8 protein-coding genes and 5 pseudogenes are annotated in these 13100 nt (G+C 60.2%); 7 read left to right on the top strand and 6 right to left on the bottom strand.

Annotated features, from left to right (window positions below):
* Positions 1–218 precede the first annotated feature (218 nt).
* Positions 219–980 carry an H-NS family nucleoid-associated regulatory protein gene (locus QEN71_RS41855; protein WP_201662396.1) on the top strand — a complete coding sequence of 254 codons (762 nt, stop codon included), beginning with the start codon at positions 219–221 and terminating at the stop codon, positions 978–980.
* Between the two features lie 175 nt (positions 981–1155).
* On the opposite strand, the gene QEN71_RS41860 is transcribed toward QEN71_RS41855, so the two are convergent.
* The 5 genes and pseudogenes from QEN71_RS41860 to QEN71_RS45005 form a co-directional block, all read right to left on the bottom strand.
* On the bottom strand, positions 1156–1359 hold the full coding sequence (locus QEN71_RS41860) for a cold-shock protein (protein ID WP_201662421.1): 204 nt from the start codon (positions 1357–1359) through the stop codon (positions 1156–1158).
* A 473-nt stretch (positions 1360–1832) separates the two neighbouring features.
* Positions 1833–2480 (bottom strand): DUF3800 domain-containing protein, encoded by a 648-nt coding sequence (locus QEN71_RS41865; protein ID WP_267909749.1) that lies wholly within the window; start codon positions 2478–2480, stop codon positions 1833–1835.
* A 445-nt stretch (positions 2481–2925) separates the two neighbouring features.
* On the bottom strand, positions 2926–3270 hold the full coding sequence (locus QEN71_RS41870; protein ID WP_201662403.1) for a hypothetical protein: 345 nt from the start codon (positions 3268–3270) through the stop codon (positions 2926–2928).
* Between the two features lie 281 nt (positions 3271–3551).
* Positions 3552–3945, bottom strand: a pseudogene (locus QEN71_RS41875) (Tn3 family transposase); the annotation flags it as partial.
* A gap of 197 nt (positions 3946–4142) precedes the next feature.
* Positions 4143–4526: pseudogene (locus QEN71_RS45005) on the bottom strand (DUF4158 domain-containing protein); the annotation flags it as partial.
* 419 nt (positions 4527–4945) lie between these two features.
* Here QEN71_RS45005 and QEN71_RS41885 point away from each other — a divergent pair.
* The 6 genes and pseudogenes from QEN71_RS41885 to QEN71_RS44725 form a co-directional block, all read left to right on the top strand.
* A complete protein-coding gene (locus QEN71_RS41885) occupies positions 4946–5644 on the top strand; it encodes a hypothetical protein (RefSeq protein ID WP_201662406.1) in 699 nt (232 codons plus the stop codon).
* Positions 5645–5763: 119 nt separating this feature from the next.
* Entirely contained in the window at positions 5764–6540 is a 777-nt protein-coding gene (locus QEN71_RS41890; protein WP_201662409.1) for a hypothetical protein, read from the top strand.
* Positions 6541–7392 carry a hypothetical protein gene (locus QEN71_RS41895; RefSeq protein WP_201662412.1) on the top strand — a complete coding sequence of 284 codons (852 nt, stop codon included), beginning with the start codon at positions 6541–6543 and terminating at the stop codon, positions 7390–7392.
* 939 nt (positions 7393–8331) lie between these two features.
* Positions 8332–9039 carry a response regulator transcription factor gene (locus QEN71_RS41900; RefSeq protein ID WP_201662415.1) on the top strand — a complete coding sequence of 236 codons (708 nt, stop codon included), beginning with the start codon at positions 8332–8334 and terminating at the stop codon, positions 9037–9039.
* 190 nt (positions 9040–9229) lie between these two features.
* A pseudogene (locus QEN71_RS41905) lies at positions 9230–12315 on the top strand (Tn3 family transposase).
* Positions 12206–12451: pseudogene (locus QEN71_RS44725) on the top strand (transposase); the annotation flags it as partial. The pseudogenes QEN71_RS41905 and QEN71_RS44725, both read left to right, overlap by 110 nt.
* A gap of 91 nt (positions 12452–12542) precedes the next feature.
* Here the strand turns inward: QEN71_RS44725 and QEN71_RS41910 are convergent.
* Positions 12543–13086 (bottom strand): annotated as a pseudogene (locus QEN71_RS41910) (IS66 family transposase); the annotation flags it as partial.
* Between the last annotated feature and the right edge of the window lie 14 nt (positions 13087–13100).

A 13100-nucleotide genomic window follows, 5' to 3' on the forward strand; every position in this document is an offset into this window, starting at 1 on the left:
GGCTGATTGAATCCGGGTGGGAGAACCCCGGCTGCAGCTTCCATCCTGGCCCGTGAGTCGCAGTCGCTCGTCAGTCAGTTTGTCTCGACCCATGCCGACGAAAACTCCCAATTATTCTTTAGACGTCCATGCTTTTGTTAATTGTAGCGCCACACTATCGACGTACGTCTTGCTTGCTGGCATAGTTCGGCCACCACAACATACAGAATGAGGAAAGCATGGCTACGCTCGAGAACGTGCAGGCGAAAATCGCCAGGTTGCAGGCTCAGGCCGAAGCGCTTGCCGCAAAGCAGTCGGCCGGCGTCATCGCGAAGATCCGTGACATCATGGAAAAGCATGGCCTGACGGTGGCTGACATCGAAGCACACACCGGCGGTAAGAAGCGTGGTCGCATGTCCGGCGCCGCGACGGTTGCCAGGCCTGCAACAGTGGCGAAGTACCGTCATCCGAAGACGGGTGCTACCTGGACGGGGCATGGCCGCGCGCCCGCGTGGATTGCAAGCGCACGTGACCGGATGAAGTTTCTGATCGATGGCAGCACTGAGCAACCGGCCCTTGCTACGAAGAAACCTGCAAAGGCAGGCAACTACGTGAAGGGCCCTCAGGCGCCGAAGTACCGTGACCCGAAGAGTGGGGCGACATGGAGTGGCCGCGGTCCGGCGCCTGCATGGCTGGCTGCGGCCAAAGATCGTTCAAAGTTTCTGATTGCTGCGGTGGAAGAGGGAACGTCGGACGCGAAGGCTGTTTCGCCCCGGAAGGCGACCGCGAAGAAAGCCGCGATCAGGAAGGCGACGGTAAAGACGGTCGCCGCGAAGAAAGCTGGGGCAGTGACACAACCGGCGTCGGCGAAGAAGGCCGCCCCGAAGAAAACCGCGCCGAAAAAAGCAGTGGCGAGGAAGGCACCGGCGAAGCGGGCGCCGCAAAATACCGTAGCGGCTGAGCCAACCAGTGTTAGCACGCCGGCGCCCGCTGCAGCGTGATTGGTGTGGCCTGGTTGTCAGTGGTGGATGACCCGGTCATGCGCAGGACTTGTCCGTCCCGTTTTCGATGACCCTCGGTGCATGGGCATGTCACCATCCGCACGGACGGCTGCACGCTACCGCTGAAAAAACGTGACCCGCCAGGCGGGTCACGTTTCAGGGAATCGTGCGCGGCTTAAAGAGGCTTGATATTGGCGGCCTGCTTGCCCTTAGGCCCCATCTTCACTTCGAAGCTGACTTTCTGGTTTTCCTGCAATGACTTGAAGCCTTCTGTCTTGATTTCGGAAAAGTGGGCAAACAGGTCTTCGCCGCCTTCGTCCGGCGTGATGAAACCAAAACCCTTTGCATCGTTAAACCATTTCACTGTGCCAGTTGCCATTTTGAACCTGTAGATGTTGGAAGTCGCATTCTTTACCGCGATGCCGCAGGAGCGATCATCCGGGACGGGAGACTTTGTATCACGCTGGGATGACATCTGCCAATCGGCAGGTCTATGGACGGCACATGATCTGTCAGCGTTTCCCGGGTCCGAACCGGTTCATGCGCTGGTCGCGACACGTCAAAGGTTCTGCCGAGGCATATGCGAAGATCTCGGTCTGGGAAGATAAACGGGTTTCCTTCGGCGCAACGCCTGCAAACGGCACTGGCAGCGCACACCGTCTCCACCGCGTCGATAACTCTGCATGGCCTTTGCGCGGTCGAGCGCAACGCGGTTGTCATCTGCGCCCCACACACCCTCCCAGAAAAGTCCAAGAGTGTGCGCTGCCGCGTTGAGCCTAGGTCTACGGCCTGCTCGTTGTGGGAGCCCACACGGCTCACGTCTAGCTGTATGCCACATTTCCGCGGTGCAGCCTAGAAAAATAGGTGCCGCTGCCCAATATGCGGCATTGCCACCCTGTATGCGTCACTATTGCCGTGTTCGAAGTGCGACCAGACAATCCCCGCCATTACGTCGACAAATTGAAGCGGGAGACAGTCGCGGCTTTCCCAAGGCGTCGTCTGCAGAGCCGTGTCGCTAACGGATGCGAGTTCGGTGGCGAGATAGTCGTGTAACGCGTATTTCGATTCAACCTTGATGGAACGGGCGTCTGGGATGAAGCAGACCGAGTCGTACTGCGACATGAGATCGAGCAGAAGCAGCTTCGTCATGAAGTTGTAGAGCCGATTTGGATGTTGCCGGAATGCGTTATTTGCCCGTTCTTTGCGAACGGTGATCGCTGCAAAAACAATGTCAGGATCGCGCGTCCTGATGTTCGCCAAGCTGTTCGAGAAATGGATTCGTTCAGCGCTTTTCATGGCCACTGACTTCAGCTCGTTACGTGCGCTTCTGCCGCGTTTCTTGTACATGCCGCGTATGACACGCTCGAGCGACGGCTCCCGACCGTCAGGAATGATCGCTGCCGCGAGCGTGAAAAAACGACTTGATCCTCCGTGGCCATAGGGTTGATCAAGCTTCCAGCCCAAGCAGCCGCTTTCGTCGAGGTATATTGTGGCGCCCATGCAAATAAAAATAGCCTCCCAGAAGGGAGGCTATAGGAATGTGGCAGTACCCGGACCTGACGTGCTTACAGCACGCTTACGATTGTCGACGCCGATTTGTCGCAGGCGACCCGGGCATATTTAAACTGCTGCGCCGCTACAAGCTCATTGTATGGGCTTAGTACAAACTAAACAAGACGTTTGTGCCCGGGCAAAAAAGTCCAACCGCCACGGAGCGGGCCCACGGTACTTCTGTGGGCCCGCTCCGTGGCAACGAGCCGTAGAAGGCGCTCGCGCTAAGACACATAATTCGGGTCGAAGTTCAATTTTCGGCGCGTGCCGAAGGCTATTTATTAGCATTTTGGGGTCGGAACATCTTTCGTGTCGACCACTGCCGCCGTGGGGCTACATAGAAAACGATGAAGTCTGCGGCTGCGACCCGACAGGAATGAGGCCTCCATAGTCTTCAAGACCTGCTCGCCATCGCTGAACGCCAATGATCGCCGTCCAACATTAGCGGCATCTGCATTGTGGTTTTGTTCTGACCGTCGATCGCGTCACGCATGTTCGGTAGCGCGGCCTGCACGTCCGGTCGCTTTGCCCACTCGGGCAGATCGTCGATCGAATACGTAAAGTACGCCATAGTCTGGGACACTCCGAGCACAGTTTCCACGGGGTCCCATTTGAGCAGCTTCTGCAGACGAGGCTTCCCGTAGCAGAGCGCTCCGCGATTGGCGTATTTTTGCCCCTTGGCCGTAAGTTCGTATCTGTGTCCCGGAACCGGCGCGCCGACGGCGTTGGCAACGCTCACCGGAGTGGCGGAAAGAAGTCCTGCATGGGGTAATCGTCCTTTTCGTGCTAAATCTGGCGGTTTGATTTGATTTGGCTTTTAAAAACAATGAGATACGAATTCCCCATTTTGCGGGAGCGCATCCTTTTGATGCAAAATATGGCGCTTATGTCGACCGCGCGTGATCGAATGCGGCTGGCAAATCCTCGCCATGCGCTTGCTGTTTGCGCGCACGTTTCGTCGTAGCTACTGCTTCGGAGATGAGTCGCGTTGTCCCGGGTTCACGGCTTTACAGAACCGCTTCACGATCCGGCCGCGCGTCGCCATGGCGCTGCGTCGAGCAGCATCTCGCGATAGCGGTCGATCGGAAAGCTCAACGTCCCGCGGAAATTGACATGTGCTAAGTGCGCCGGCCCCATCCGCGTCGTCAACGCCCTGACCCTTGCTTCTCCAACGATCAAGGGTTGCCTGGATACGCTGCGTATTCCACGCAATGACCAGGTTTGTGAGCAGCGTCAAGCAGCCTGATATCGCGATCATTTCGTCGCGGCGCCGTCCGCGCTCCGGCGCGATCTTGCCGGTATAGATCGCGCGCTGCAACTGATGGACCGATTCGCCGCGGTTGAGCAGCGTATGCATTTCTCGCCTGAATTCAATGTTGCTGAAGTAATCGCATAGGAAAAGCGTGCGCAGCAACCAGCAGTGTGCCGACAAGTTCAAACTGTCGCAGGCTCGGCTCCGCGTCGCGGCCCTCGAAGCCTAGCTCACGTAACGGCCCCAGCAGATTTGCGAATGCGGTGGTGATCGCGTCTCGACGATATTGGCAAGCTGCTTGACGACCTCCGCGACAGGCCACCGGCAAGTCACGCAGCCAGCGTACGCGAAACGCTCACCAACGCTCGCAGCTTCCGTTCGGCTGGTATCAGAACGCGACGCTCATACAGCCAGCAATGGGCGTGCTGAAGCAGTTCGTCGAGACTGGGCGATTCGGTGGCGTCCTGTCGCATCCACGCTTTAAGTTCCGCCCAGTGGCTCGGTCCAATCGACGTCATGCCGAGATATTCGCAGGTCCAGACCTGATGCTCGTACAGTGTCTTATAGCGCTGATAGAGCGTACGGAGCGAGGCGATTGTCGGGGTAGGCAGGCCGAGCCGCTCGCCGACATAGCGCAACAGTTGGCGTGGCAGTGCGCCGACATGATCGAGCGTGTGACCACTGGCACGCAGAAAGACCAACTGGATCGCGACGCCGGCACGGGGATCCCGCCGAAATCGCTCGAACGGCCCATCGAAATGCCGGCACGGCTGATTCTCAGCACGGCGCAGGATGCGATCTGGTGGACGCCGCGGCGGCTGCCGCTGGACCGGATCGTTGCAAGCAGTGCTTTGCCGCACAGTCCGAGGGACATCGATACGCGCACGACGAAACTCGAGGACGGCGCAACTGTCATCGGCCTTGGCGTGAGTTCGCGCTCGGGCCCGTGGCATCTCTGGTCGGCGCGGCTGCTGGTCGACAGGCAACATCCGGAGAAGCCGGGCGTGCGGGCCGTGGCGTCGCCCGATCTGCGTCCGAAGGCCATGGACGGCGCCCCACGCGGCAGCCGGATACGCCTGCCCGGCGCAGGCGCGCCGATGCCCGGCCCGTGGGCGCCGTGGTATCTCGGTGCGGAGCAGAGCGAGTCGGGTGCGCAAGCGGAGTGGCCCAGATCGATTGCGAGCACGTGCCGGATTTGCCGCAGTGGCTGTTCTTCCGCTGGCTGTGCGATCGGGCGCGCTTTCGCAAACGCCTGCCGGCGGACAACTACGCCATCTTCCGGACCTCGCTCGACGCGTACGACCGAAACCAGCTGGTCTTGCTGACGTCCGCCTACGGCCTGCCAGTCACGGGAGCACGTGAAGCGGTCGTCGATGCGGCCGGCATAAAAGACCCCGAGCGCTCCGGTAACCTGGTGAGCAAATCCGGGCAGATCGAGCCGGGCGATGATTACATGGTGCTGGACGGTCGTGCGGATCAGGCGATCTACCGGCCCATCCCGCTTGCCATCCAGGAGTTGTCGCTCAGCGCCTTGGGCGGCTCGCTTCTGCACGACACCACGTTCAAGCCGGCCGCAGGTCGGCAAAAAGATCTTCGAAGGATTCTCCATCCAGCGATGGCAGCACGAGATCGTCCTCGGCCGGGACATCCGGGCCGAGGTGGTGTACAAGGGCTATCTGCTGCCCTTCGGTCATCTCGCTTCCCTCGCGAAACTTACGGAGCGGATGTTCCTGGCGACATCGGGCGGCATCAAGGCGCTGCTTCGTCAGCGCTTCTTCATACGTGTGGCCCGGCCGAAGATGGTCTTTCCGGCCCATCGGCCAGGCATTCGAAGGTAGGCTCTGGTGCGGCAAGCTCGTAACGCTCAATACGACGCGCACGCCCGATCTCATCGATCCCACGCTGCCACTCGGCGAGACCCAGGGTGACCACAATCCGGAGGCCCTGAACGGACGCATACATATCGGCCCGAATGCGGGGATGGCGTTCTGGCCGCGCACCGACATCACGCCTCACGGCGTGTTCGCCTTCGATGTGTCGATCGGCGACGCCAAGGTCAAGATGCCGCTCATGTTCGTGAACAACATCGCGGCGACGGATCCCGATTCCTTGCAGTACGCGGCCAATCACTACAACGGCGCCCTCAGGCCGCCCGTCGGCGCGGACGGTAAAACCAATCCCGACCTGAGCAAGCACTATGAGGGCGTCAATGCCACCAACAGGCGCAGGGCCACCGTCGATGTCAAAGGACAGACGATCGCTTTTGCCGACGCGAAGCAATCCGGCGACACGAGTGTCCCGGTGGAATGGCTTCAGATACAGGTCCATGGCCGCGACGCGGGCGTGAGCATGAACAACTGGATCGGTGAGCTGAATCTTTATCAGACGACCGGTTCGCTCGAAGGGGCGCAGCAGCCGCCGTTCTATCCACGACTGTACTGCGCGCTCATCTGGCTGAAGCAAGTCGAACGGTTCAGTGGCTCGGGGCCGAAGTCCGTCCGCGTCCAGTACGACGGACATTATGTGCGCTATGGCTCTGCCAAACCGGATGTGGGCTCTGACGCTTCCAGACCGGAAGCGGGCTCCGGCGCTTCCAAACCGGACGCGCCCAATGGTGTATCCAAACCGGGCGACAGGGCAGCCGAGCTCGCAAAGACAAACCCGGCGGAGGTGTTCCTCGATTTCCTCGAAGTCGTTCCTCTCACCATGGGCGCGAACGGCAATCGCTCGGCCGGTATTGCCCGTCCCGAGTCCTAGTTGATCGCGCTCAGCCGACGAAAGGGCCCCTTGGGAGGCGATGAACAGGGCGTTGTGTGGCAAACGGGGCCGAACGAGGACAACACATCGCCGAAGGCGCTGGTGAACCGGACGAAGGACAGCTACACGCTCAATCCGTTAAGCGAGATGACGACGGTGCATCGCGACTCGCTCGTCTCGCTCGTCTGGTATTTCCGGGCCAACAGCCAGCAGAAGGCCCAGTTCGAAGTGGCGCGCGCTGTGGCGCCCGGCATCGGCAAGCCGCAGATCGCGGATGCGCCGCCCGACCAGATGCAAAACCTGAAAGTCGTCCAGTCCTACTTCAGCGGCGACGCGAAGATACTCGGTGCGATCACGATCCGCCAACTGCTGTTCCTGCTGGATTTCGCCGGACTGGACATCCCCGCGCTTCGCGAGGTCACCGAATACGGCACGAACGTCTCCGAGCAGGTGAACGAAGCAGAATTGCAGTCTAAAGCCATCCAGGTGAGGGAGCGTGCTTCACGGGGCTGCCGCTCAGACAGGGCGGTGAAACGGTCGAGCCACAGTGAGCGAGACCGGAATTGCCGGACCGACGAGCGCGTGGAGGCCGCGTCAACGCATGCACCCGACTTCTTGGCCCCGACGGTATGCGCACACCGGCCGACGGTAAGTCGCTATACAACCGTCACTCTGCTACGCCCGCATGCGCTCTTGACGCGCTTTTCGCACCTACGCTTTTCCCTGGATGAAATTCAGAAAAGCCTTACACGCCATCTTTCCTGGCAAGGGGTCAGCGGCCATATAATCAAAGTAAAGTCTGGACACCTCGATAAGGTAGTCGCCAATGCAGACGTCCGGCTTTTCTTTTGAGAGCGCGAATCGCGCGTTGAGACGCCGATCCCTTTGATAGGTCCACTGTATTCGTTCGATGTGGGCAACTTCAAGCCGTACGGCGATTTGCGACGGGCACTGGGACGGTGACCATGCGCTGCAGCTCCTAGCGTGCGGGTGCGTAGAAGAGACAACCTGTCGGGAGCGCGACTTCGTGTGCAAACTGAGAGGCGATGACTGCGCTGGCGCAAGTGCCGTCCGGTACGACGGCAGAACTGCAGCCATGCCAGCGCCCAACAGGCTGTATCTCGACGCCGACGGACGTTTCGTCAGGCTTAAATCAGCGATCGAAAAGCCGACCAGGCCGGTCGCCTTGTATTGAGTCCCCGTTTTTGCGTAATCCGGTCGTTGATGAGCCGTTAAAAGGCTTAGACCGTTCTGGCAATGCCCATGAGACGCGCCGCTGCTCAATTCAGACAAGCCGACAGAGGGCGCCGACGCGCTATCGGGCGTATTACAACCACGTGCCGACTCATGCGCTCCGGTTGCGCCTTTTCGCACGGCTTTCGTTGCGAGTCTACCGTTAGCGTGGATGATCGCCGTCAACAGAGCAGGCGAAGGGCAGTTTGCTCGGGGCCGAGTTTTAACAATCTTTAAACGATTTTTTTTCGTGCTGTTTCTATACTATGCGCCGCGCTTGCGAAAACAGGTTGAGCCGGTTGGAAGAGTAGGCAAGAGCACAAAGACGGCGGGCGCGAAAAGCAGCGATTTATTTTCGCGTGCCTCGGGACCTTCCTGGAGCGCCCTTGGGTCGCAGGTGGCCTGCAGGCTAAAGCGCACGACGGAACGGTGGCTCGCAAGCCCGCTTGAAGGGCGAGCTAGTGGACGGGCGAGGCCTCGCTGGACGGAGCGGCAGTCGCGTCCTTACTCAAATGTCGCGCCTTGCCGGCAAAAAGATCAATTTTGATCCGGTGGATTATGAGAATCGCAGTCTTGGAGGATGATCCGGCACAAGCCGATTTTGTGTGCCAGATACTAGCGGCGGACGGACACGTTTGTCACACGTTCGCAGAGGGCCGCGTGCTCGTGAAGCAGTTGAGGCGAGAGACTTTCGACCTTCTGGTACTCGACTGGAACGTGCCGACAATGTCCGGCGAAGAGGTACTGCAATGGGTGCGCCAAACTCTTGCCGAACGCCTTCCCGTCCTGTTCATGACCGGCCGCAGCCGTGAGACGGACATTTCCTCGATGCTCAACAAGGGAGCCGACGATTACGTCGTCAAACCGGTTTCGGCCGGTGTGCTGCTGGCGCGGGTCAGGTCGTTGCTGCGCGGGGCCTATCAGATCGATCGGTCGGTAAGTAGCGAGGTTTTTGGGGAGTTCGAGTTTGAACTCAGATCCAGGGAGGTACGTGCCCGCGGCGAAGCGGTGAGGCTGACCCAAAAGGAGTTCGAGCTTGCACTCCTGCTGTTCCGGCATCTGAGCCAGCCGCTGTCGCGCGCGCATATCCTCGAGTCTGTCTGGCGGCATGACACGGAGATTCCGACGCGCACGATGGACACGCACGTGTCGCTGCTGCGTGCAAAACTCGGGCTGCGACCCGAACACGGCTATCGCCTCACGCCGATCTACGGCTATGGGTACCGACTGGAAAAGGTGGAGAAGCTGCAAGGGGGGGCGGCGTGACGGAGGTCGTCCAACCGGCGGCGCATTGCGCTGCGCCAAATGCCGTTAAGAGATATCAACAAGGTAAGCGTAAATTCCTATCATAAGCCTTGTAGTTATAAAGACTGCGCCGGTTATTACGATTTGTGCAGTAACGTCTGATTTTTCTTGCGCTAATCTGAGCGGCCCTCTGCGATCCGGACGATCCGCAATGGCTACCCTCGAACGCACCTCGTACCCGCGCTTCCCGAAGTCCTGGCACTCCGGGAACTGCAAACCTGCTACACGCCGCTGCCCGACGAGCTCGAATGGGCACGCCGGTCAACGCGCGGCGAGCGACCTCGACTGGGCCTGCTGGTGCTGCTGAAGGTCTTTCAGCAACTGCACTATTTCCCTCCGCTCGCTACCATTCCGGCCGGCGTCGTTGAACACGTTCGGGCAGCCGCCGATATCGGCGACACCGTGCAATTCGGCTACGACACTGAGACCTCCCCAACGCTGTTCCGGCATTACACGGCGGTTCGCACCTGGCTCGACGTGAAACCGTATTACGGCACCGACGCGAACGCGATCGCGACACGGGCAGCGCATACGGCGTCGCTGACGATGGACCAGCCGGTGGACATCATCAACGCGACGATCGACGAGCTGATCGCGCGCGATATCGAGCTGCCGGCGTTCTCGACGCTCGACCGGCTGACTGAACAGATCCACGCCCGGGCGCAGTCCCGACTGTTCAAGCGCGCCACGCGGCGCTTGACCGATGAACAGAAGCTCGCGCTTGACCGGCTGCTCGCGCGGGATCTGTCAAATCGACAGACTGCCTACCACAGGATCAATCGTCATGCGAAACGCCCGTCGCGCCAGCATCTGGAGCTGCTGATCGACCAGATTGCCTGGCTCGATGAGCTCGGCGATTTTTCACTGGCCATCGCCGGGATTCCGGCCTCGAAGCTGCGCTCGCTCGCCAATCAGGCGATGGCGCTCGACGCGTCCGCGCTCAGGAACGACACTTTGCCCGAGAAGCGCTACACATTGATCGTCGCGCTGCTCAACCGCATGCGTGTACGCGCCCGCGACGATCTCGCCGACATGTTTGTCCGGCGCATGGGTGCCATCCACAAGCGCGCAAGCGACGAGCTGGACGCCATTCAGCGCAAACAGCGTGATCAGGTCGAAGACCTCGTAGGCTTGCTCGACGGCGTTGTCGACATCCTTGCCGACGAATCCGATGAGACGGCTATCGCCCGAGCGGTCAGGAAGCTGCTCGCGCCGAAAGGCGACCTGGAGCCCTTGCGCGAGAGCTGTGCGGCGATCCGCGCGTTCAGCGGCCGCAACTATCTACCGTTGCTCTGGAAGCACTTCAAGGCGCACCGTTCGGTCATGATGCGTGTCGCTCTTACGCTCGAATGGGATTCGACAAGCCCGGTCCGCTCGCTGCTGAACGCACTCGATGCGGTGCTGGAGAACGAATCGCTGCATCGTGAGTGGATCGATGCGGACGTCGGCGTGAGCTTCGCCGCGCCGCGGTGGCGCAAGCTCGTGCGGCGCTCGCACGGCGACGGATCGCCGACCAATCGCCGGTATCTCGAGCTCTGCGTGTTCTCGTACATGGCCGAGGAACTGCGGGTCGGCGATCTGTGCGTATCGGGCTCCGACGCGTACGCCGACTATCGCGATCACCTGTTGCCGTGGCGGCAATGCGAGCAGCAGTTGCCGGACTATTGCGACAAGCTCGGCATGCCCACAACCGGCTGTGACTTCGTGCGCCATCTGCGTCAATGGCTGACAGACGCTTCCCACAAGCTCGACGCCGAATTACCGCGCAAGCGCGAGCACGTCGTGATCGACCGTCATGGCGAGCCGATACTGCGCAAAACCGTCGCCAAGGAGATCCCGGCGAGCGCTTTGCAGGAGCGGCTCAGCGCCCGACTGCCGACTCGGAACATGCTGGACATCCTCGCGAACATCGAGCATTGGACCCATTTCACGCGGCACTTCGGGCCGTTGTCCGGGAGTGATCCGCAGATTCGCAAGGATGCCGAGCGCTACCTGCTGACCATTTTTGCGATGGGCTGCAATCTCGGTCCGACCCAGGCGGCCCGCCATCTTGATTCCGATGTCACCGCGCACATGCTGTCGTTCGTCAATCGCCGGCATATCAAGCTCGAAACCGCACAACGCGAGCTGATTGAACTGTACCTTCGGCTCGATCTGCCGAAACACTGGGGCGATGGCAAGACGGTGGCGGCCGATGGCACGCAGTACGACTTCTACGACAACAACCTGCTGGCTGGCTATCACTTTCGCTACCGGAAAATGGGCGCGGTCGCATACCGGCACGTCGCCGACAACTAAATCGCGGTTTTCCAGCACTTCATTCCGCCGGGCGTGTGGGAGTCGATCTATGTGATCGAGGGCTTGCTGAAGGCCGGCCTGTCGGTCAAGGCAGATACCGTTCATGCCGACACGCAGGGGCAGTCCGCCGCCGTTTTTGCGTTCACGTACCTACTCGGCATCAACCTGATGCCACGGATTCGCAACTGGAAGGATCTCGTGCTGTACCGGCCGGACAGCAAGGCCAAGTACATGCACATCGACAAGCTGTTCACGGCGACCATCGACTGGGTGCTGATCGAGCAGCACTGGCAGGAGCTAATGCAGGTCGCATTGTCGATTCATGCCGGTACCATCTCGTCGCCGCTGCTGCTGCGCCGGCTCGGCTCCGAAAGCCGCAAGAACCGGCTGTATCTTGCGGCGCGCGAGCTCGGCCACGTCGTTCGCGCGGTATTCCTGCTTGAGTGGATCGGCAGCATCGAATTGCGTCAGGAGGTCAACGCGAACACGAACAAGATCGAGTCGTACAATGGCCTCTCGAAGTGGTTGTCTTTCGGCGGGGACGTGATCGCCGAGAACGAGCCAGAGGAGCAGCAGAGGCGACTACGCTACAACGACCTCGTCGCGTCGGCCGTGATCTTGCAGAACACGGTGGACATGATGCAGGCGCGACGCGAGATGGCGGCAAACCGCGAGAAAGTGCGCGCCGAAGACATTGAGTTTTTGAGCCCGTATCCGACCCACAACATCCGGCGCTTCGGCCACTATAAGCTACATCTAGATCGTCGGCCGGAAGCCTGGATCCGGGACCCGCTGTTCGGCCAACTGCCCGTACCTACGCGTCCCGCTCATGACTGCACGCCCGGCCAAAACTACGACTTATTTTGGCGACGTCGACACCGCTGCGCTGGAGCGGCTCGAATCGAGCTACGACACAACCCGCCTGCTGGCTGCAGTTGATATCGTCGATCGCATCCGCACCCAACTCCATGATCCCGAGGGGTTACAAGACGACATCCTGGAGATCCACAGCATGGCGCATTCCGTGTTGAATGGCGCACCATTGGTGCCGTCGCACCGCGAAGACACACTGCCGATCGGGGTAAGCGTAGCCGGAGGGCCGTTGAGAATTCTATGGACAAGCGTCGAAGAACGCGGCGGGCACATCGTGCCGCTGCCAGAAGGGATCAAAGCGAGGCAGGTGTAGATGGGAGGAGATGCTTCGCGACGTTCCAGGGCAACAGTTCGTCGATGCGGTTGGCCTGGTGATCCGCAATGTGCGTAAGCACGAATTCCAGGTAGGCACGTGGATTGATGTTGTTCAATTTGCACGAGCCGATCAGGCTATACATTGCGGCGGCTCGCTCACCACCGCTGTCGGAGGCGACCAAGGGCCACGCAGCGCAAGGCATTTCCGGCGAGCACGTTGCTGATCTCGACGCGGCCGTCGTCACAGAATAGCGTGAGTCCATCCCAGCGATTCAGCGAGTAGTTAATCGCCTCGACCAATGGTGCCTTCGGCCAGAGCGTAGCCAGTTTCTCCCTCATCGGCATATCGAGGGCCTCGAGCAACGGGCTACTCTTTTCTTGCCTGACGCGTCGCCGCTCATCGGGTGGTTTTCCGCGGATAGCCGCCTCGATTTCGTAGAGATCGCCAATCATGTCGAGCCATTGCTTCGTGATTTCCGACGGGGCTGTTTCATGGACGTCGAATACGTATCGGCGCGCGTGCGCCTTATGCCGAG

It is taken from the genome of Paraburkholderia sabiae, from assembly GCF_030412785.1.
Classification (GTDB): Bacteria; Pseudomonadota; Gammaproteobacteria; order Burkholderiales; family Burkholderiaceae; genus Paraburkholderia; species Paraburkholderia sabiae.

Excerpts from the sequence above, each read along its gene's own strand:
- QEN71_RS41855 (WP_201662396.1), top strand. The coding sequence starts at position 219 with ATGGCTACGCTCGAGAACGTGCAGGCGAAAATCGCCAGGTTGCAGGCT.
- QEN71_RS41860 (WP_201662421.1), bottom strand. The coding sequence starts at position 1,359 with ATGGCAACTGGCACAGTGAAATGGTTTAACGATGCAAAGGGTTTTGGT.
- QEN71_RS41900 (WP_201662415.1), top strand. The coding sequence starts at position 8,332 with ATGAGAATCGCAGTCTTGGAGGATGATCCGGCACAAGCCGATTTTGTG.
- QEN71_RS41865 (WP_267909749.1), bottom strand. The coding sequence starts at position 2,480 with ATGGGCGCCACAATATACCTCGACGAAAGCGGCTGCTTGGGCTGGAAG.
- QEN71_RS41890 (WP_201662409.1), top strand. The coding sequence starts at position 5,764 with ATGGCGTTCTGGCCGCGCACCGACATCACGCCTCACGGCGTGTTCGCC.